This is a genomic window from Vibrio sp. KUL80, assembly GCF_059725495.1.
Map to the genome: position 1 here is coordinate 2678374 of NZ_AP045841.1, position 19317 is coordinate 2697690.

Annotated in this window: 21 protein-coding genes and 1 tRNA gene; 12 read left to right on the forward strand and 10 right to left on the reverse strand. The window is 46.1% G+C overall.

Annotated elements, in window-relative coordinates:
* Nucleotides 1-10: 10 nt before the first annotated feature.
* From corC to crr, 6 genes are all read left to right on the forward strand, one after another.
* Nucleotides 11-907 carry a CNNM family magnesium/cobalt transport protein CorC gene (corC, locus tag AC6I8U_RS12340; RefSeq protein WP_042476534.1) on the forward strand — a complete coding sequence of 299 codons (897 nt, stop codon included), beginning with the start codon at nucleotides 11-13 and terminating at the stop codon, nucleotides 905-907.
* A gap of 47 nt (nucleotides 908-954) precedes the next feature.
* On the forward strand, nucleotides 955-2460 hold the full coding sequence (lnt, locus tag AC6I8U_RS12345; RefSeq protein ID WP_498017041.1) for an apolipoprotein N-acyltransferase: 1506 nt from the start codon (nucleotides 955-957) through the stop codon (nucleotides 2458-2460).
* 193 nt (nucleotides 2461-2653) lie between these two features.
* Nucleotides 2654-3622, forward strand: a complete 969-nt coding sequence (gene cysK, locus AC6I8U_RS12350) for a cysteine synthase A (RefSeq protein ID WP_042476530.1) — start codon at nucleotides 2654-2656, stop codon at nucleotides 3620-3622.
* Between the two features lie 298 nt (nucleotides 3623-3920).
* Nucleotides 3921-4178, forward strand: a complete 258-nt coding sequence (locus AC6I8U_RS12355; RefSeq protein ID WP_042476528.1) for an HPr family phosphocarrier protein — start codon at nucleotides 3921-3923, stop codon at nucleotides 4176-4178.
* Nucleotides 4179-4314: 136 nt separating this feature from the next.
* Entirely contained in the window at nucleotides 4315-6042 is a 1728-nt protein-coding gene (ptsI, locus tag AC6I8U_RS12360; RefSeq protein ID WP_042476525.1) for a phosphoenolpyruvate-protein phosphotransferase PtsI, read from the forward strand.
* 41 nt (nucleotides 6043-6083) lie between these two features.
* On the forward strand, nucleotides 6084-6593 hold the full coding sequence (gene crr, locus AC6I8U_RS12365; RefSeq protein WP_042476521.1) for a PTS glucose transporter subunit IIA: 510 nt from the start codon (nucleotides 6084-6086) through the stop codon (nucleotides 6591-6593).
* Between the two features lie 247 nt (nucleotides 6594-6840).
* Here crr and yfcE read toward each other — a convergent pair whose 3' ends face one another.
* From yfcE to AC6I8U_RS12390, 5 genes are all read right to left on the reverse strand, one after another.
* Nucleotides 6841-7386 (reverse strand): phosphodiesterase, encoded by a 546-nt coding sequence (gene yfcE / locus AC6I8U_RS12370; protein WP_234494340.1) that lies wholly within the window; start codon nucleotides 7384-7386, stop codon nucleotides 6841-6843.
* Nucleotides 7387-7448: 62 nt separating this feature from the next.
* Nucleotides 7449-7853: a CBS domain-containing protein gene (locus AC6I8U_RS12375; protein ID WP_042476516.1), complete on the reverse strand. Its 405-nt coding sequence runs from the start codon at nucleotides 7851-7853 to the stop codon at nucleotides 7449-7451.
* Nucleotides 7850-8200 carry a P-II family nitrogen regulator gene (locus AC6I8U_RS12380; RefSeq protein ID WP_128647826.1) on the reverse strand — a complete coding sequence of 117 codons (351 nt, stop codon included), beginning with the start codon at nucleotides 8198-8200 and terminating at the stop codon, nucleotides 7850-7852. The genes AC6I8U_RS12375 and AC6I8U_RS12380 overlap by 4 nt, the downstream gene beginning before the upstream one ends.
* Nucleotides 8190-9032: a DUF1538 domain-containing protein gene (locus AC6I8U_RS12385; RefSeq protein WP_498017042.1), complete on the reverse strand. Its 843-nt coding sequence runs from the start codon at nucleotides 9030-9032 to the stop codon at nucleotides 8190-8192. The genes AC6I8U_RS12380 and AC6I8U_RS12385 overlap by 11 nt, the downstream gene beginning before the upstream one ends.
* Nucleotides 9029-9763 carry a DUF1538 family protein gene (locus AC6I8U_RS12390; RefSeq protein ID WP_498017043.1) on the reverse strand — a complete coding sequence of 245 codons (735 nt, stop codon included), beginning with the start codon at nucleotides 9761-9763 and terminating at the stop codon, nucleotides 9029-9031. Before AC6I8U_RS12390 ends, AC6I8U_RS12385 begins: the two co-directional genes overlap by 4 nt.
* 274 nt (nucleotides 9764-10037) lie before the next feature.
* Between AC6I8U_RS12390 and AC6I8U_RS12395 the strand changes: the two genes are divergently transcribed.
* The 5 genes from AC6I8U_RS12395 (at nucleotide 10038) to AC6I8U_RS12415 (ending at nucleotide 14658) form a co-directional block, all read left to right on the forward strand.
* On the forward strand, nucleotides 10038-10952 hold the full coding sequence (locus tag AC6I8U_RS12395) for a TIGR01777 family oxidoreductase (protein ID WP_498017044.1): 915 nt from the start codon (nucleotides 10038-10040) through the stop codon (nucleotides 10950-10952).
* Between the two features lie 65 nt (nucleotides 10953-11017).
* Nucleotides 11018-11845, forward strand: a complete 828-nt coding sequence (locus AC6I8U_RS12400) for an SDR family oxidoreductase (RefSeq protein ID WP_498017045.1) — start codon at nucleotides 11018-11020, stop codon at nucleotides 11843-11845.
* A gap of 369 nt (nucleotides 11846-12214) precedes the next feature.
* On the forward strand, nucleotides 12215-13069 hold the full coding sequence (locus AC6I8U_RS12405; protein ID WP_498017046.1) for a co-chaperone YbbN: 855 nt from the start codon (nucleotides 12215-12217) through the stop codon (nucleotides 13067-13069).
* 204 nt (nucleotides 13070-13273) lie between these two features.
* Complete coding sequence (locus AC6I8U_RS12410; RefSeq protein WP_446569021.1) at nucleotides 13274-14209, forward strand: SPFH domain-containing protein; 936 nt, start codon at nucleotides 13274-13276, stop codon at nucleotides 14207-14209.
* Nucleotides 14206-14658 carry an NfeD family protein gene (locus AC6I8U_RS12415; RefSeq protein ID WP_498017047.1) on the forward strand — a complete coding sequence of 151 codons (453 nt, stop codon included), beginning with the start codon at nucleotides 14206-14208 and terminating at the stop codon, nucleotides 14656-14658. The genes AC6I8U_RS12410 and AC6I8U_RS12415 overlap by 4 nt, the downstream gene beginning before the upstream one ends.
* A gap of 33 nt (nucleotides 14659-14691) precedes the next feature.
* Here AC6I8U_RS12415 and AC6I8U_RS12420 read toward each other — a convergent pair whose 3' ends face one another.
* From AC6I8U_RS12420 to AC6I8U_RS12440, 5 genes are all read right to left on the reverse strand, one after another.
* Nucleotides 14692-15012: a hypothetical protein gene (locus AC6I8U_RS12420; protein WP_234494347.1), complete on the reverse strand. Its 321-nt coding sequence runs from the start codon at nucleotides 15010-15012 to the stop codon at nucleotides 14692-14694.
* A 74-nt stretch (nucleotides 15013-15086) separates the two neighbouring features.
* Entirely contained in the window at nucleotides 15087-16283 is a 1197-nt protein-coding gene (locus AC6I8U_RS12425) for a DEAD/DEAH box helicase (protein ID WP_498017048.1), read from the reverse strand.
* 79 nt (nucleotides 16284-16362) lie between these two features.
* Nucleotides 16363-17244 (reverse strand): hypothetical protein, encoded by an 882-nt coding sequence (locus AC6I8U_RS12430; RefSeq protein WP_498017049.1) that lies wholly within the window; start codon nucleotides 17242-17244, stop codon nucleotides 16363-16365.
* Nucleotides 17234-17857 (reverse strand): DUF1007 family protein, encoded by a 624-nt coding sequence (locus AC6I8U_RS12435; RefSeq protein WP_498017050.1) that lies wholly within the window; start codon nucleotides 17855-17857, stop codon nucleotides 17234-17236. The genes AC6I8U_RS12430 and AC6I8U_RS12435 overlap by 11 nt, the downstream gene beginning before the upstream one ends.
* A 253-nt stretch (nucleotides 17858-18110) precedes the next feature.
* Nucleotides 18111-18187, reverse strand: a tRNA-Arg gene (locus AC6I8U_RS12440).
* A gap of 205 nt (nucleotides 18188-18392) precedes the next feature.
* On the opposite strand from AC6I8U_RS12440, the gene folD reads away from it, so the two are divergent.
* Entirely contained in the window at nucleotides 18393-19256 is an 864-nt protein-coding gene (folD, locus tag AC6I8U_RS12445) for a bifunctional methylenetetrahydrofolate dehydrogenase/methenyltetrahydrofolate cyclohydrolase FolD (RefSeq protein WP_234494354.1), read from the forward strand.
* The last annotated feature ends 61 nt before the right edge of the window (nucleotides 19257-19317 follow it).

Consider the following 19317-nt stretch of genomic DNA (forward strand, 5'->3'; position numbering starts at 1 on the left):
TTGAGAAGTCATGAACGAAGAGTCTTCTCCCTCTCAGCCAGAGGGAAAAAGTAAAAAATCTGAAGGTCCGAGTAGGAAGTCCTTCTTAGAGCGCCTAGGTCAAATTTTTCAAGGTGAGCCAAAAGATCGCCAAGAGCTTGTGGATGTTATCCGCGACTCTGAAGAAAACGACCTCATTGACCACGACACCCGAGACATGCTCGAAGGCGTCATGGAAATTTCTGAAATGCGTGTACGTGACATTATGTTGCCACGTTCGCAAATGGTCACTATCGAGCGTTCCGACGACCTCGATAAGCTGATTGCTTTGATGACAGATGCTCAGCATTCACGTTATCCAGTTATCAGTGAAGACAAAGACCATGTAGAAGGCATCCTCTTAGCTAAGGACCTCCTCCGTTACTTGGGCTCTGACAGCGCCCCATTTGATATTGAAGAAGTGATCCGCCCTGCCGTTGTGGTTCCAGAAAGTAAGCGTGTAGACCGCCTACTGAAAGAGTTCCGCGAAGAGCGTTATCACATGGCCATCGTCGTTGACGAGTTCGGTGGAGTATCCGGTCTTGTGACCATTGAAGATATTCTCGAAGAAATCGTTGGTGAGATCGAAGACGAATTCGATGACGATGACGAGCTCGATATCAGAAAACTGAGTAAGCACACATTCGCTGTGAAAGCGCTCACCACTATCGAAGAGTTCAACGATACCTTTGGCTCTAACTTTAGTGATGAGGAAGTGGATACCGTTGGTGGCTTAGTCATGACTGCATTTGGTCATTTGCCGACTCGTGGTGAAGTGGTCGAAATCGAAAACTATAACTTTAAGGTGACTGCGGCGGATAATCGTCGTGTGGTTCAGGTCCAAGTAACTATCCCTGACCAAGAAACAGCCTCAAGTGTTGAAGAGTAATCTCGAATACCAAGCTTGAGCTCACCGAATAAGTGAGAAAAACATAAATGAAGAAAAGTCTTCGACTACTGCGGCCCATTGGGGCCGCTTTTGTTGGCGCAAGCACTACCCTCGCCTTCGCACCATATCAACTATGGCCCCTCGCCATTTTAAGTCCATTCCTGCTTATGATGCTCATCCGTGGAAGAAGTGCAAAAAGCGCTCTCTGGACCGGCTATGCATGGGGATTGGGACAATTTGCAACAGGCATCAGTTGGGTTCATGTCAGTATCGACACCTTCGGTGGCATGCCAAAAATAGCTAGCCTATTTCTAATGGCGCTACTCGTTGGTTACCTGTCTATTTACTCGGCTCTTTTCGCATGGTCTCTTAATCGCTTCTTCCCAAGTGACAGTAAGACACGCTATTTCATTGCCGCCCCAGCACTATGGTTGATTTTCGATTGGGCGCGCGGCTGGGTAATGACTGGCTTCCCTTGGTTATGGCTTGGTTACAGCCAGATAGACTCCCCGCTTGCAAGCTTCGCACCGATCGGCGGTGTTGAGCTAATCACCGCCTTATTGATCGTCATGGCAGGAAGCCTAACGTTTCTCACGGTCACCAAGCAATGGCAGCTCATCATCATTCCTATGGTGGTGTTTGCGACCGGATTCGGTCTCAGAAACTATGAATGGGTCGTACCTGATGCATCTAGAACCAAGACAGTGGCTCTGATTCAAGGGAATGTTGACCAAGCACTAAAATGGTTACCAAGTCATCGCTGGCCTACCATTATGAAGTACACCGATCTCAGCAGAGAAAACTGGGATGCCGACATTATCATTTGGCCTGAAGCGGCAATCCCTGCGATGGAGTTCGAGTTGCCATCATTTTTGAGCAACCTAGACTCCGCCGCTAAGATGAACGACTCTGCGATCATCACTGGGGTTATCAATAAAACGGAAACCGACCAGTACTACAACAGTATTCTTGTCGTTGGCCAGACGCCATATGGTGATTATGAAATGGATCTGGATGAGCGCTACCACAAGCATCATCTACTACCGTTTGGTGAGTTTGTACCTTTTGGCGACATTCTTCGACCAATCGCACCTTTCTTTAACCTGCCTATGTCATCCTTTAGCCGTGGCGCTTATGTGCAGCCTAATATTGTCGCCAACGGAATGCATATGGTGGCGGCTTTATGCTATGAGATCATCTTTGGTGAACAAGTTAGACAGAACGTGACTTCTGAAACCGACTATCTGTTAACACTGTCAAACGACGCGTGGTTTGGTCGCTCGATAGGACCGCTACAGCATATGGAAATTGCTCGAATGCGTGCTCTTGAGCTTGGCCTACCTCTGATTCGTTCAACAAACAATGGCGTCACTGCAGTAACGGACCACAAAGGTACGATCACCGCAGAGATCCCTCAGTTCGAAACGGCAGTACTTCGTACAGACGTTACACCTACTGACGGCACTACCTGGTATCGCGAAGTAGGCACTTGGCCTCTGTATATCTGGGTAACCTTCTGTTTAGCTTTTGGTTTCATAAGACGCAAAGCGTAAGTTAATACCCAACCACCAGTCGCTCAAACGACTGGTGGTCTATCCGTTTTGATCCCTTCCCATGTAACGTCTGCTCACTGCTGATGAACTTTCTTCCATAATATATAACTATTTGGTTCTTTTCCCTTGCCAAACAAAATCATATTCTTAACTGGTAATCAATAACCACGATGGTTGAATGAAGGAACATAAAATGAGCAAGATTTACGAAGATAATTCACTGACAATTGGTAACACCCCTCTAGTTCGTCTTAACAAAGTAAGTAACGGCAACGTGCTTGCAAAAGTTGAAGCCCGTAACCCAAGCTTCAGTGTTAAGTGCCGTATCGGTGCAAACATGATCTGGGAAGCAGAGAAAGACGGTCGTCTAAAGCCTGGAGTCGAGCTAGTTGAGCCAACCAGTGGTAACACAGGTATTGCTCTTGCTTTCGTTGCAGCTGCTCGTGGTTACAAGCTAACGCTAACCATGCCAGAGTCTATGAGTCTTGAGCGTCGTAAACTTCTTAAAGCGCTAGGTGCAAACCTTGAGCTAACAGAAGCGGCGAAAGGCATGAAAGGCGCTATCGCTAAAGCAGAAGAAATTGTTGCTTCTAACCCAGAAAAATTCCTACTGCTTCAACAATTCAACAACCCTGCTAACCCTGCTATCCACGAAAAAACAACAGGTCCAGAGATCTGGGATGCAACTGATGGTGAAGTAGACGTATTCGTAGCCGGTGTTGGTACAGGTGGTACTATCACAGGTACTAGTCGCTACATTAAAGGCGAGAAAGGTAAAGCTATCGTTTCTGTTGCTGTTGAGCCTGCAGAATCGCCAGTTATCACACAAGCACTTGCTGGTGAAGAAATCCAACCGGCACCGCACAAAATCCAGGGTATCGGCGCAGGCTTTATCCCAGAAAACTTGGATCTTGAGCTTCTAGACCGTGTTGAACAGGTTACTTCAGAAGAAGCGATCGAAATGGCACGTCGCCTAATGGAAGAGGAAGGTATCCTTGCTGGTATCTCATCTGGCGCAGCGGTTGTAGCAGCTAACAGACTGGCTGAACTACCTGAATTTAAAGGAAAAACAATCGTAACTGTACTACCAAGCTCAGGTGAGCGTTACCTAAGTTCAGCATTGTTCGCAGGCATATTTACTGACAAAGAGATTCAGCAGTAATATGTAGCTAAATCAATTTTTACACGAAAAAAGCCCCTTTAAGGGGCTTTTTTGTTGAATCTCTGTCAGCCTTTGGTAATATCAGGACAGTTTTATTTTAAGCCAAAAAATAAATAGGCTAAATACTGAATGACGTAGTACATGCATACAGCGAAGACTGCAATCATGTCCTACAATTCTAGTCCGACACAATTCTTAACGGTTACGACCTTCGCACTATAGCGGGGCATAACATTTAGCGATAAGGTTTGTTTGGTCTAGGAACTAAACAGAAAATAAATCAATTGGGGTATAAAAAATGTACGAGAAGCAAGTAGAAATCACAGCAGAAAACGGCCTTCACACTCGTCCGGCTGCACAGTTCGTTAAAGAAGCTAAAGCATTTGACGCTGACATCACTGTGACTACTAACGGCAAAAGCGCTAGCGCGAAAAGCCTGTTCAAACTACAAACTCTAGGTCTAGTTAAAGGCACTACTATCACAATCGCTGCTGAAGGCCCACAAGCTCAACAAGCAGTTGACCACCTAGTAGCTCTAATCCCTGAGCTTCACTAATAGTCCAGTTCTCCTTAAAGCCATTTTGTGAAAACAGAATGGCTTTATTGGAAATAGCTCAGGCTATCAGCTACACATTATAAGTAGCTAAAAACTATCCAATCTTTAATACACTAGACCATATAAAGGTAAAGCTATGATTTCAGGCATCCTAGCATCTCCTGGTATTGCTATTGGTAAAGCACTACTACTTCAAGAAGACGAGATTGTTCTAAACACGTCGACCATTTCAGACGACCAAGTTGAAGCAGAAGTTGCGCGTTTTTTCGACGCACGCAACAAATCTGCACAACAGCTAGAAGTTGTTAAGCAGAAAGCGCTTGAGACTTTTGGTGAAGAGAAAGAGGCTATCTTTGAAGGCCACATCATGCTTCTTGAAGATGAAGAGCTAGAAGAAGAAATCCTAGCACTAATCAAGAAAGACAAACTATCTGCAGACAATGCGATTCACACAGTAATTGAAGAGCAAGCGACTGCACTAGAATCTCTGGATGATGAATACCTTAAAGAGCGTGCAACTGATATCCGTGATATCGGTACTCGTTTCGTTAAGAACGCACTAGGCATCAACATCGTTTCACTAGGTGACATCGATGAAGAGGTTATTCTAGTTGCATACGACCTAACGCCATCTGAAACAGCGCAAATCAACCTTGATTACGTACTAGGTTTCGCATGTGATATCGGCGGTCGTACTTCGCACACTTCTATCATGGCGCGTTCACTAGAACTTCCTGCGATTGTTGGTACTAACGACATCACTAAGAAAGTGAACAACGGCGACATGTTGGTTCTTGATGCAATGAACAACAAGATCATTGTTAACCCAACTCAAGCTGAGATTGATGAAGCTAAAGCGGTACGTGAAGCGTTCCTTGCTGAAAAAGCAGAACTAGCAAAACTTAAAGACCTACCAGCAGAAACTCTAGACGGCCACCGTGTAGAAGTTTGCGGTAACATCGGTACAGTAAAAGACTGCGATGGCATCAACCGTAACGGCGGTGAAGGTGTTGGTCTGTATCGTACAGAATTCCTATTCATGGACCGCACTGCTCTTCCTACTGAAGAAGAACAGTACCAAGCTTACAAAGAAGTTGCGGAAGCAATGAATGGTCACGCGGTAATTATCCGTACTATGGATATAGGTGGTGATAAAGACCTACCATACCTAGACCTACCTCAAGAAATGAACCCGTTCCTAGGCTGGCGTGCAGTACGTATCAGCTTGGACCGTCGTGAAATTCTTCGTGACCAGTTACGTGGTATCCTACGTGCATCAGCACACGGTAAGCTACGTATCATGTTCCCAATGATCATCTCTGTTGAAGAGATTCGTGAGCTGAAAGCTGCAATCGAAGAGTACAAAGCAGAACTTCGTGCTGAAGGTCTAGCATTTGACGAAAATATCGAAATCGGTGTAATGGTTGAAACGCCTGCTGCGGCAGCGATTGCCCATCACCTAGCTAAAGAAGTTTCGTTCTTTAGTATTGGTACTAACGACTTAACTCAGTATACTCTAGCTGTAGACCGTGGTAATGAGCTGATTTCTCACCTATACAACCCACTATCACCTGCTGTACTTACAGTAATCAAGCAAGTGATTGATGCTTCTCACAAAGAAGGCAAGTGGACTGGTATGTGTGGTGAGCTTGCTGGTGACGAACGTGCGACTCTACTTCTACTAGGTATGGGCCTAGACGAGTTTAGTATGAGCGGTATTTCGATTCCTAAGGTTAAGAAAGTTATCCGTAACGCTAACTTCGCAGAAGTAAAAGCAATGGCTGATGAAGCGCTAGAAATGGCGACTGCTGCAGAAATTGAGGCACACGTCGAAAAATTTATCGCAGAAAAGACAAACAGCTAATATAATTGACTGGATTAAAATCAAACCTTTAGGAGCACGACATGGGTCTGTTTGACAAACTGAAGAAGCTAGTATCTGACGACAGCGCTGACACTGGTGCAATCGAAATCATCGCACCTCTTTCTGGTGAAATTGTAAACATCGAAGATGTGCCAGATGTAGTATTCGCTGAGAAAATCGTTGGTGACGGTATTGCAATCAAGCCAGCTGGCGACAAGATGGTAGCTCCTGTAAACGGTACTATCGGTAAGATCTTCGAAACGAACCACGCGTTCTCAATCGAATCTGACGACGGCATCGAGCTATTTGTTCACTTCGGTATCGACACAGTTGAACTGAAAGGCGAAGGCTTCAAGCGTATCGCTGAAGAAGGTCAAACTGTTAAAGCTGGCGACACTATCATTGAATTCGATCTAGCTCTTCTAGAAGAGAAAGCGAAATCAACGCTAACGCCTGTAGTTATCTCTAACATGGACGAAATCAAAGAGCTTAACAAGCTTGCTGGTGCCGTGACTGTTGGCGAAACACCTGTACTACGCGTAACTAAGTAATTAGTTAACTCGAAGTAGAAAAAACGCAGCTTATCCGCTGCGTTTTTTTATGTCTGTCATTTGGCTTTCAATCGTCAAAAAATAAGTCCGTCGTCATCTTCACACACGTGAAGATCTTTTACAGCGCGTAGCTAGCAATCCAATAGAGACTATGTCGCGTAAATGTATTTCACCACGCGCTATGTGAGATCCCCTTTTTCAAGGGGATGACTCGTTACTTGGGAATGGTTTGAGACAAAGAAGAGAGTTACAACTCGATAGACGCTAGCACTTCACCATCAAAGGTTTGAACACTGAGTCTATTATCCTCTAATAGACCAAAGCTCGCTGCAAACTCATTACGAGGGAAGGTAATAGAGCCTGGATTGAAAATGATCTGCTCTCCTTGCCATTCAGCAACTGGAATGTGCGTATGACCGTGAGCAATCACATCCCCTTTTTTTAATGCAGGTCGTTTATCACTATTGTACAAGTGGCCGTGCGTTAGGAACAAACGTTGACCCGTTGGCAGCATGACCCAGGCATAGTCGCTCATCATCGGAAACTCAAGCAGCATTTGATCCACTTCACTGTCGCAGTTGCCACGTACTGCAATGATATCTTGCTTGTATGCATTGAGAAGCTCGGCCACTTTAGGCGGGTTGTAGCTACTCGGCACAGGATTTCTTGGTCCGTGGTTTAGTACATCACCCAAAATTACAAGATGATCAGCACCTGAGCGACGGTATTGCTCCAGCACTTGCTCGGTGGCTTCTTGGCTGCCATGTAAGTCCGATGCAAAGAACAGTTTCATTGATATATCTCCAACACTTTCTATGTGGCTATTGTATCGAACTTAGTGGCCAAGGTGCAGGGCTAATCTAAACCAAGCATACCGTTCACTACGATGTTATTGTAACTAACCATACCAATGACCCGTCCATCTTCTATGACGGGGGCCCGACTTATTCCAAAGCGTTCAAATAGCCTTGCGCAGTACTTAACATTCATATCGGGGTCCACACACAATGCTGGTTTGGTCATAATTTCATAGATATTAGTACGCTGAGGAGAGCGGTTACGAGCCAACACTTTTTTGGCGATGTCATTCATCAAAACAATGCCAAACTCATCATCGTCATTGCGCTTTTCAACCACCAGCGCCTTAACTCTATGCTCTTTCGCAAGCACGATACCATCGTGTACGGTCTTTACTCCATCGACCATTACATACGTATTGGCCATTACATCGCGTACGCTAACTTTTTTTTGCTGACTCATAGTTCGTCCTCCACGACTTTGGTCAATGTCTCTACTTGATGAGCGACACCCACTGCATCCTCTATGTCTATCTGCACCGCTATCCCCTGCCCTGAGGTTTGATCAAACTCGCCAACTTGGCTAATGGTTTCCAAGATATGGCGAGATAGATGCTCTTCAACAACAAACAGCACCACATCCTTTTGCACCTCTAAAGTGAGCCCGAAAAAGGTTTGCTTCTTGTTAAGGCCTTCACCTCTCGCATTGTTGATCACTGTTGCACCGGTCGCACCAGCCTCTCGGGCGGCGTCCAATACCTTTTCCGTCTTGCTATCTTCTACAAATGCAAGGATCAGTTTAAAGCGCATTTTTCTTCTCCTTAGAGGGGATTGGGTGTTTGGCTGTTTGTTCCTCGTTGAAGTTCTGACTGACAGAGGAACGCGCCGTTAAATACTGAGTGAGCTGGGCATAGGCCATCACTGAGATGATTGGAAACAAGCTGGCAAATGCGATAAGCCCAAAACCGTCTATCATGGGATTTCTACCCGGTACAGTCGAGGCAAGACCAAGGCCCAAAGCAGTCACCAATGGCACAGTCACGGTTGAGGTCGTCACGCCGCCCGAGTCGTAAGCGAGCGGTACAATAAACTTTGGAGCATAATAGGTTTGAATAACGACCAGTATGTAGCCTGCAATGATGTAGTAATGGATTGGGTCACCGACAACGATACGATAGCTGCCAAGTGAGATGCCAACAGCGACACCCAATGCAACTGCGATTCTCAGACCGTTTACTGAGATCGCCCCTGCAGACACTTGGTTGGCTTTTATCGCAACCGCAAGAAGAGAGGGCTCGGCAATGGTGGTACTAAAACCAATACAAAATGCAAAGAGATATACCCAGTAGTAGTCGATCCACTCAAGTGAGTCTCCTATCGTCACTCTCACTTGGTTCAAAAAATCAGGGGCGGTAAGCTGCATCGCCATCGTCTCCCCCAGCGGAAACAGTGCTAGCTCTAATCCGACGAGAAATAAACTCAAGCCCACAATCACATAGCCAAACCCAATCATTACCTTGAGCGGATTAGCAATAGGCTTTTTAAGGATGGCAAACTGAAACCCGAAGATAATCACCATAATTGGCGTGACGTCTCTTATGGTCATCAGCAAAGTATAAAAAAACTCCCACACAAAGCTCATACCATCACCATCCCATAGATCATCACAAACATCATAGGAAGCAAGGAGGCGAAGGCGATTAAGCCAAATCCATCGAGCATGGGGTTTCGACCTTTAATGGTGCTCGCAAGCCCGACACCGAGCGCCGTTACCAAAGGAACAGTAATGGTTGATGTTGTCACCCCACCAGAGTCATACGCCACGCCGATAATGTACTCCGGTGCAAACCATGTCAGGATAACCACCCCAATATAGCCACCTATGATGAGCCTATGAATAGGCCACCCTTTTAGAATGCGCAGAACACCAAGAACGATGGCCAAGCCAACGGACACCGCGACCGATAAGCGCAAACCGTCAGCATAGTTTTGCATTGATTCTTCGGTCATCGCGATGATGCCGCCCTCTGCGGCCACCTCTGCCGCCTCTGCAGAGACAGCGGTCAAAGCCGGCTCTGCGATAGTAGTGCCGAAGCCCAAACAGAAAGAAAACACCATCAACCAAAACACACTCCCCTTGCGAGCAAAAGATTGCGCCATGGTCTCGCCAATAGGAAATAGCCCCATCTCAAGGCCGAATACAAAAAACGTCAGCCCCAACACCACTAGAAGCAGACCAAACAAAATTGAGAGTACATTAGGGAGAGGCTCTTGAAGCACGACAAGCTGGAAAAACAGAACGACTAGGACGATGGGCATAAGGTCCTTAAAGCTATTTATCATAGCGCCAAGGAGTGATTTCAGACCTTGCATGGTGCACCTCCCTTATCCAGCTTTCACTAATATAATCATGGCAAAGATAAATGTAAGAAAATGTGACACATGTGACACTGTCGACGCTCTTCTTTACCGAATCACGTTTTTGTGAACCAAACACGCTGTACTACATATATAACTGGGCCAAATAGGCCAAAATACGCAGGATAGATCAGTTAGTTAATTCCCTGATTCGTTGCTATATTTAAACCCAAATGCCCGAGATGAGGCGTATCGTGTGTAGCCGTTCGCTACCGGAAGAGGAGAGACAATGAAGCTGTTATTAACCGGCGGGACCGGCTTTATCGGACGAGAGTTACTCAAGCATCTCACCACCCATAGTGTGACTCTGCTTACCCGCGACATTGCCTCAGCCAAACGTACGCTAAACCACACTGACCTTGGCAACATTGACTACATAGAATCTCTCGACATCTATCACGATCTCAACGAGTTTGATGCCGTTATCAACTTGGCAGGTGAACCTATTGCCGATAAACGCTGGAGTGCAGAGCAAAAGAAGCGAATTTGCGATAGCCGCTGGAAGGTTACTGAGAAGATTGTTGAGTTAATCCACGCTAGCACGAAACCCCCATCCACCTTCATCAGTGGGTCTGCAGTTGGGTACTATGGTGACCAACAAGACCACCCGTTTGATGAAAGCTTAAAAGTACATCAAGACAACTTTGCTCATACCGTTTGTGACCGATGGGAAGAAATAGCGATGCGCGCCCAGTCTGATCAAACTCGCGTCTGTATCCTAAGAACCGGAGTGGTACTCGGAGATGGTGGCGGAGCGCTGGCAAAAATGATGCTGCCATATAAGCTAGGCGTTGGTGGCCCCATTGGCGATGGTTCTCAGTATATGCCCTGGATCCACCTTCTTGATATGGTGCGTGGTATCGTGTTCTTGTTAGAAACTGATCATGCCGTAGGTCCTTATAATCTCTGTGCTCCTCATGCGGTGTCTAACGCCACATTCAGTAAAACCCTTGCTAGTACACTTGGCAGACCTCATTTTCTCATGACTCCAAAATGGGCATTGAAACTGGCCATGGGTGAATCTTCTTGCTTGCTGTTTGACAGCGTACGAGCCAAACCCAAAAAGTTAACGGAGATGGGCTTTAACTTCTCCTTTCCCCACATTGATACCGCATTAAAAAACATAGTCAGTAACGCACGGTAATGCTTGCTACTCCCCATGAACTGTCGGTAAGGTAGATAGAAATAAATCATAGGGTTAGCTTAGTAATGGCAAAGTCAGTTCTTATCACGGGATGCTCAAGTGGCATCGGTTATGTCGCTGCGCACGCGCTGAAAAAGCATGGATATCAAGTCATCGCCTCTTGTCGAAAAGATGCCGATGTCGCGCGCCTTCAGCAAGAAGGTTTAACCTGTATCCAGCTTGATCTTGCCGATCCTAAAAGTATTAAACTTGCTGTACAGAAAACCCTCGCTCTCACAGAAGGAAAGCTTTACGGTCTTTTCAACAATGGTGCATATGGACAGCCTGGCGCACTAGAAGACCTACCTACCGAGGCGCTGCGAGCTCAATTTGAAGCCAATGTGTTCGGCTGGCATGAACTCACCAAGCAAATACTACCTATTATGCGAGCTCAGGGCGAAGGGCGCATCATCCAGAATAGTTCGGTATTAGGCTTTGCCGCCATGAAATATCGCGGCGCATATAATGCTTCAAAGTTTGCTCTCGAGGGTTGGACAGATACGCTTCGACTCGAGTTGTATCAAACTGGAATCCATATCACTTTGATTGAGCCCGGCCCTATCGAAACGCAATTTAGAGCCAATGCAAAGCGCGCCTTTCTTGAATGGATTAATGTCGAAACAAGCGCTCATCGGGCACAGTACGAGCAGCAACTCAGCCGCTTATCGGCAGATGCATCTGGCAATCAATTCGTGCTGCCGCCAGAGTCTTGTATTCCACCATTGCTGCATGCACTTGAGTCAAACACACCAAAGCTTCGTTATCGTGTGACCACGCCAACAAAAGTATTTGCCGTACTAAAACGGATCCTTCCAAGCAAGTGGTTAGATCCTATTCTGCGAAAAGCCGCATAAAAAATGATCATTTGTAATTTTAGTGTCACAAACAAACATTATATTGTTCACCGTGGTTAAACCACATAGCGCATCAAAGCCCTACTTTACTTGATGCCCGCAATAAATGACTCACAGCATTCACGTGGATTACAACGAAAATGACGCTAAATCAGCTTAACTGGTTAGCTGTGGGGGTTACACTAGCTTACTTCGTAATGTTCTAGACACCTTTGCTTGCTACCGTTCTGGAATCCATTAACGCCGCGTTCTCGGACGCGGCGTTTTGGCATCTAAAATCCCCGTTTCTCACCGCATAACCTTGAATTTTCTGTCATTGATACCAATCTTGAAAGGATAACGATAGAAATCACCAACAAGGAACACTCAATGCAACCTGCGACCATTGTGGACTTAAACGAACAGAACTTTCGCCAAGTATTAGAAGGCTCAATGACCGCTCCCGTGCTCATCCATTTCTGGGCACCAATGAGTGAAGAAAGCGCTCAGCTTATCCCATCGCTTAAAGCGCTCACCGAGCAATACGCAGGCGCTTTTACCCTAGCACTACTTAACTGTGAAGAGCAGCAAGCCATTGCCGGTCAGTTTGGTGTACAAGCGCTACCAACGATCGCTCTGTTTGTGAACGGCCAACCTGTTGATGGCCTTGGTGGTCCTCAGCCAATTGAGGCAGTGCAGGCAATGCTCGCTAAGCACCTACCCAGCGAAGATGAGTTAAATGCACGAAAAGCACTGGAGTTATCTCAGCAAGGTGAATACGAAGCCGCGATTAACCTTCTTAGCAGCTTATCTGATGAATACAAGCAAAAAGGTGAAATCAAACTAGCCCTTGCTCAGTGTTTACTGGAAACCAATCAATTTGATCTAGCGGAAGCGGTACTGAACACCATTCCAATGGAGTACAAAGATAATTTCTATAAGAGTTTGATGGCCAAACTTGAGCTACATAAACAAGCAGCAGACAGCCCAGAGATCCAATCTCTTGAAGCGGCTCTAAAAGCCACCCCTGAAGACCTTAAGATCCTTGCTGAGCTCGCCTTACAGTATCACCAAGTGAACCGTGACGAAGAAGCGCTTGAGCTTATGTGGACACCACTGTGCCGCGACCTAAACGCCCTTGACGGCGATCTTAAAAAGTCATTTATGGATATCTTATCGGCTTTAGGTCAGGGCAACCCAATTGCTGCGAAATACCGCCGTCAGCTGTATTCACTACTCTACTAGCCGCTCATTATTTCATCTTTCATAGAAGGGACCTTTGGGTCCCTTTTCTCATATTGGCATGACCAACACTGGTTAACCTTGCGTATAAACTGCTGATACATTTGATAATTATCAATCGCAAAAATACACTTCATTACACATAAATGTCTCAACTAAACTGTATACTATTGAGAAGAAGTACATTTTTAATACAGGGAAATTGTCATGGCTATTGATGCAATGATCACCATTGGCGGGTTTATACTCGTTGCCGTTGTCTTTATCGTCGCAGGTGTAAAAACCGTTCCGCAAGGTAACAACTGGACCGTAGAGCGATTTGGACGCTACACCCATACCCTCAAACCAGGCTTAAACCTCATCATTCCCTTCATCGACAGTGTGGGTAACAAAGTCAACATGATGGAGCGAGTACTGGACATTCCACCGCAAGAAGTCATCTCACGGGACAATGCGAATGTCGTGATTGATGCCGTCTGTTTCGTCCAAGTTGTCGATGCTCCAAAAGCGGCTTATGAAGTCAACGACCTAGAGCATGCGATCCGCAACCTTACCCTAACCAACATGCGTACCGTGCTTGGCTCTATGGAGCTCGATGAAATGCTCAGCCAACGCGATTCAATTAATACAAAACTGCTATCCATAGTCGATGAAGCAACTAACCCTTGGGGTGTGAAGGTAACCCGTATTGAAATCCGCGACGTTCAGCCACCAGCAGACCTAACAGCAGCGATGAATGCGCAGATGAAAGCCGAGCGTAACAAACGTGCTGAGATCCTTGAAGCTGAAGGGGTTCGTCAAGCAGAGATCCTTCGCGCTGAAGGTCAGAAACAAGCGGAGATCCTCAAGGCAGAAGGTGACAAGCAGGCAGCTATACTTCAAGCAGAGGCTCGCGAACGTGCCGCCGAGGCCGAGGCAAGGGCAACGGAAATGGTATCGAATGCGATTGCACAAGGTGACATGCAGGCGGTCAACTACTTCGTAGCTCAAGGCTATACCGATGCGCTGAAATCTATCGGGCAAGCTGAAAATGGCAAGATCATTATGCTACCACTAGAGGCGACAGGGCTAATGGGATCCATTGCTGGCGTTGCCGAAATGTTTAATCAGTCCAAGGCAAGCAACAAAGAGGATAAAGCGTGATTGAATTACTCAGCCAAGTTAACTACTGGCACTGGTTAGCACTAGGATTACTTCTGCTTTGCAGTGAACTGCTTGGCACGGCTGGGTATATGTTGTGGCTTGGTATCTCCGCGATGCTGGTTGGTATCGTGTTGACGTTTGTTCCTATCAGCTGGCAGCTACAATGGGTGAGCTTTGGTGTATTCTCTCTCGCACTCACCTGGCTCTGGTGGCGTAAGCAGCACAAGGTCGATAAACGCTCCGATCAACAGCGAGACCTTAACCAAAAAGACAAACAGCTTCTCGGTCAAACGACCATTTTAGAAGAAGATATCAACCGCGGAAAATGCCGTATCAAACTTGGCGACACCTCGTGGTCAGCATACAGTGACCAGCCTTTGCCCTCGGGCACTATGGTCAAAGTGATAGATGTTGATGGCATCACACTACTCATTGAGAAAGTCGACTAACCGCTTTTAAGAGCTCCTAGTATCTGGGAGCTCTTACTCTATAAGCGTATAGGAATACGTTTTACCTTTGGCTTTGAGACTACTCAAAGTTTGTCCCACACAACTATTTTTCGTGCTTTTGCTCGCTGCAGACACCAACCCTTTTCTATCCAGTTTAACAAACTGCTTCCCGTCGCTACTGCGATAGTAGACACTTTTATTCTCATTCTGATATTCGACAGAAAGGGTTAAAGCACCCGGGCGATATGGCTGACCGACCTCGCACACTATGATGTCAGGAAAGCCTTCAAACACGTCAGCAAAACTGAATTGTGATGCGCTACAAAGAGCGAAAATGGTGAGAAATCGTCGCACATATCCTCCGCTGTTTACATGGAATAACAATAACCTAGTAAACAGCGGTGAAAAGTCTTCTCTTTTGGAAGGAATTAATCTTGCTTTGGCTCGCGCTTGTGTTTCGGCACATAGTTCAGAATAGAAATAGGTACCGGTTTTCTCGGGATGAAACCCTCAATCTCAACGCGCTCCAGAAGGTGTCCTAGTCGACTTTCAATCATACATAGATTCTTGAAGTTATCTTTAGACACCAGAGAAACAGCTTCACCTGCAGCATCAGCGCGACCGGTACGACCGATTCGATGCACATACTCATCGGCAGGATACGGTAGATCATAGTTGATAACGACCGGCAGGTTCTCAATATCAATACCGCGAGCGGCAACACCCGTTGCGACTAAGTATTGGATCTCTCCTGCTTTAAACGACTCAATCAGTTGTTGACGAACCTTCTGATTACGCCCACTGTGGAAAGCTTCCGCTGCAATGCCGCGTTTCTCTAGTTGGCTAACAAGTTTGGCCGCACCATGTTTAGTCTCGATAAAAATCAACGCCTGCTTCCAATCGTTAGTTTGCAACATGTGGCTAAGTAACGAAGACTTCATATCTTTATCGACAGTCACGATCCACTGCTTAATGTTGCTTTTCGAGGCACTATGCTTTGTAATCGAAATCTCTTCCGGATCGCGAATCGCCGATCTCGCTAACTCTCTAACTGGATTCGAGAGCGTGGCAGAGAACAAAAGGTTCTGTGCGTCTTCTGGTACGCGAGCGATGATTTTGTTGATCGCATCGATAAAGCCCATATCAAGCATCTTATCGGCTTCATCCAGCACTAAAACTTGCAGCTCATCAAAATGAATAGCGCGCTGACCGTAAAGGTCAATCAAACGACCCGGCGTGGCCACAACAATATCCACACCATCAATCAAAGCTTGCTTCTGCGGCGCGTAATCAACACCACCAAACATGGCCATCGACTTAAGTGGTAAATGTTGTGCGTAAGCCTCAATGCTTTGATTAACCTGCAGTGCGAGTTCACGGGTTGGAGTGAGGATAATCGCACGCGCGCGTTTCTTACGCTGCGTTTCACCTTGGCTCAGCATTTCAAGAATCGGCAAAACGAAGCTTGCGGTTTTACCCGTACCAGTTTGCGCCGCCGCAATCAGGTTTTCACCTTTTAGGACAATCGGGATCGCTTTCGTTTGAATCGTGGTTGGCTTTTGGTAGCCAAGCGATGCTACTGCATCAAGAATAGGTTGGCTTAAGCCGAGTTTAGAAAAAGACATCACGAGTTCTCTTTATCAAGATGAAGACCCGCGCATTCTATAGAGCTTGAGATTGATGCACAATGTTATTGACACTTAATCACAATATCGGCGAGATCTGCAGATGACCCGTGGTCCAAAATACCCATCCTACCAGTAAATAAAATGTCGCCAGCAAAACTCGTTTGCCTGCATAGCGCCAGAAACAGCGCTGCGGAGCTTGTGTCGATACAGAAAAACGCTCAGAGGAGTAATCCAGCACTTTGCGACTGGTAAAGACCACGACGACTAAAGCGAGAAAGCTTCCTAAAAAACTGCAAACAACAAGTGCTGCGGCCAAGCTCCAATCAAACCAAAGCAACGTAAATAGCGCGATGAGCGACGTGCTGGTGCACGGTCTAAGTCCATACAAGAAAAGCCCTACTCGTGACGACTGTTCGCTAGGCGTACTGGTGGCCTCCTTCGCATTAGAGCGAAGCCACTGCTTTATCAATGCCACGATGAGCAATACGAGTAAGTACCCACCAAATAACATCATGGCAACGCCAACCCATTGATTGATTGAAGATACGTAGCCGAGTGACTGCCGATAGCCTAACGATAATACTTGGTTCGCGGCAATTACGACGCCAGCAGTGACCACACCTTGCATCACATTAAGTAGCAAGCAAGTCCCGACAATCTTTGACTTGCTGATCGACTCTGCTGATACAAGAAAAACTACTGCGCTTTTTCCATGCCCTGGACCAAGGGAATGAACAAAACCGTACACAAAAGTAAACAAACACGTCAGTACTAGAGCCGTTCTGTCGCCTGTATCAATAAGATCGAAATAGTCAGATAGGCCTGAAAGCAACGTTCTTTGAGTAGTGACTAGGTACTGCCTGATAACATTCAGCTCGTTCACAACACTGACCACCACAATCAGTGCCAGTGTGACAGCAACAAAAAATCCCCAACGCTGCTTAAAGCTACGATCCACAGGACAGACTCACTCTTTGGCTAAAGTGGCTACCGAGATCATCATCACCAACATCATCTACCCCAAGCGACATGGCATAATCAATAATGTCTTGCGAAGGTGTTGGTGTGATTAACTCATATTGACAGTGTGGATTGAGGGTTTCTCCTAAAGAAATAGTCGATCTATTTTGCCAAGAAATATCGATGTAATAAGTGTTATCAAACACTTGGATATCCAACTCTTCTTTGGTCAAATCTACGTTTCTTGATAACGGCAGGGTAAAGTTCAGCACCATTCGCCGCCCTTGCCTGCTCAGCGAATACACTTCGGGAAGTCGAAACTTAAGAGGTGCGTTGTCCGCATACAAATAGGTAAAGTAGTGAGTATTCAACAGATTCCGCATCAATCTTAACGCTTCTTTGTGAGCACTCTCCTCATTATCAAAAACCGAGAAATCCCCATCAAGCGCATACGCACTTGAGAATGGGTCAAAGGTCCACGTCATCGTCAAACTCTCCACTTCAGTGCCGTCACCGTTTACCTTCAGTTCATTGCCGATCCATGAATGTGGGTGTGAGTGAGAGGAGACAGAGAAAAGCACAAGGAGCAGTAAAGAAAAATTGCGCCGCATAGAATGAATCTCTTGAAATTAGAGCAGTGCTGTCATGTAAGCACTAAGATAATCACAACAATTATTATGTTATATCATTTCAACTATAACGGTGAAACATTGATATTGTCAGAAGATGCTAATCAGTTCTTAAAACAATAGGATTCAGACCAACGTACGAAGACTAAACGACAAATACGCGATAGTAGCTCTGTTTTGAACTAGTAATGAGGTCGACTTGAGAAAGTCTAAAAGAGAATAAAGAGGGAGAGAATGGCACGCCCTGTAGGATTCGAACCTACGACCACATCCTTAGAAGGGACGTGCTCTATCCAGCTGAGCTAAGGGCGCGCTACAGGGAAAGGATTATACGAGTTAGGAGAGGTAAATCAATGGCTTTATTGCCTAGAGCGGTTTAAACGCCCAAAAAAAAATCAACATATCAGAAAAAGACGAAAAACCCACCGATGCAAACGTTTGCGTTGTAGCTTTTGAAATAGTTTTCTGGGACAATGCACACAAAAATAACAGTCAATTAACTTTCTCAAGGAAAATTATGTCTGCTCAAAACATTGATGGGAAACTCATTTCTCAAACTGTACGCTCAGAAGTTGCCGCTCGTGTTAAAGCGAGAACGGATGCAGGGCTTCGAGCGCCGGGGTTAGCGGTTGTATTAGTGGGTGAAGACCCAGCCTCGCAAGTTTATGTGGGTAGCAAACGCCGTGCGTGTGAAGAAGTTGGTTTTGTGTCTAAGTCGTATGACTTGCCTGCTAGCGCAACAGAAGAACAGCTTCTGAGCCTTGTTGACGAACTGAATAATGACCCTGAAGTCGATGGTATCTTGGTACAGCTACCATTGCCTGCAGGTATCGACACGACGCATGTACTAGAGCGCATCATTCCAGAAAAAGATGTCGATGGCTTCCACCCTTATAATGTGGGTCGACTAGCGCAGCGCATTCCTAAGCTACGATCGTGCACACCGAAAGGCATTATCACTCTCCTTGATCGTTACAACATTCAACTTCGTGGTAAACACGCTGTGATTGTGGGTGCATCGAACATTGTTGGTCGCCCTATGACGCTAGAGCTATTACTGGCTGGCTGCACAACGACCACATGCCACCGATTCACTAAAGACCTCGAAAGCCATGTACGCCAAGCTGACGTGGTCGTTGTCGCAGTGGGTAAACCAAACTTTGTTCCTGGTCACTGGATCAAGAAAGGCGCTGTTGTGGTTGATGTAGGTATCAACCGTTTGGAAAATGGTACCTTGGTTGGCGACGTTGAGTACGATGTAGCAAAAGAAAACGCGAGCTTCATTACTCCAGTTCCTGGTGGTGTTGGCCCAATGACGGTAGCGAGTCTGATTGAGAATACTATGATTGCTTGTGAGCAATTCCATACCGCTAAAAAGTAATCTTATTGAGTAAGGGAGTTCGCTCCCTTACTATTCGCCCGCCCCTTGTCGCACACTCTTT

Coding starts and splice junctions, on each gene's coding strand:
- AC6I8U_RS12375 (WP_042476516.1), bottom strand. CDS start 7,853: ATGAGTCAGCAAAAAAAAGTTAGCGTACGCGATGTAATGGCCAATACG.
- AC6I8U_RS12400 (WP_498017045.1), top strand. CDS start 11,018: ATGGCAAAGTCAGTTCTTATCACGGGATGCTCAAGTGGCATCGGTTAT.
- AC6I8U_RS12385 (WP_498017042.1), bottom strand. CDS start 9,032: ATGAGCTTTGTGTGGGAGTTTTTTTATACTTTGCTGATGACCATAAGA.
- AC6I8U_RS12410 (WP_446569021.1), top strand. CDS start 13,274: ATGGCTATTGATGCAATGATCACCATTGGCGGGTTTATACTCGTTGCC.
- ptsI (WP_042476525.1), top strand. CDS start 4,315: ATGATTTCAGGCATCCTAGCATCTCCTGGTATTGCTATTGGTAAAGCA.
- AC6I8U_RS12435 (WP_498017050.1), bottom strand. CDS start 17,857: ATGCGGCGCAATTTTTCTTTACTGCTCCTTGTGCTTTTCTCTGTCTCC.
- cysK (WP_042476530.1), top strand. CDS start 2,654: ATGAGCAAGATTTACGAAGATAATTCACTGACAATTGGTAACACCCCT.
- yfcE (WP_234494340.1), bottom strand. CDS start 7,386: ATGAAACTGTTCTTTGCATCGGACTTACATGGCAGCCAAGAAGCCACC.
- folD (WP_234494354.1), top strand. CDS start 18,393: ATGTCTGCTCAAAACATTGATGGGAAACTCATTTCTCAAACTGTACGC.
- AC6I8U_RS12405 (WP_498017046.1), top strand. CDS start 12,215: ATGCAACCTGCGACCATTGTGGACTTAAACGAACAGAACTTTCGCCAA.
- crr (WP_042476521.1), top strand. CDS start 6,084: ATGGGTCTGTTTGACAAACTGAAGAAGCTAGTATCTGACGACAGCGCT.
- AC6I8U_RS12355 (WP_042476528.1), top strand. CDS start 3,921: ATGTACGAGAAGCAAGTAGAAATCACAGCAGAAAACGGCCTTCACACT.
- AC6I8U_RS12395 (WP_498017044.1), top strand. CDS start 10,038: ATGAAGCTGTTATTAACCGGCGGGACCGGCTTTATCGGACGAGAGTTA.
- AC6I8U_RS12390 (WP_498017043.1), bottom strand. CDS start 9,763: ATGCAAGGTCTGAAATCACTCCTTGGCGCTATGATAAATAGCTTTAAG.
- AC6I8U_RS12380 (WP_128647826.1), bottom strand. CDS start 8,200: ATGCGCTTTAAACTGATCCTTGCATTTGTAGAAGATAGCAAGACGGAA.
- lnt (WP_498017041.1), top strand. CDS start 955: ATGAAGAAAAGTCTTCGACTACTGCGGCCCATTGGGGCCGCTTTTGTT.
- corC (WP_042476534.1), top strand. CDS start 11: ATGAACGAAGAGTCTTCTCCCTCTCAGCCAGAGGGAAAAAGTAAAAAA.
- AC6I8U_RS12425 (WP_498017048.1), bottom strand. CDS start 16,283: ATGTCTTTTTCTAAACTCGGCTTAAGCCAACCTATTCTTGATGCAGTA.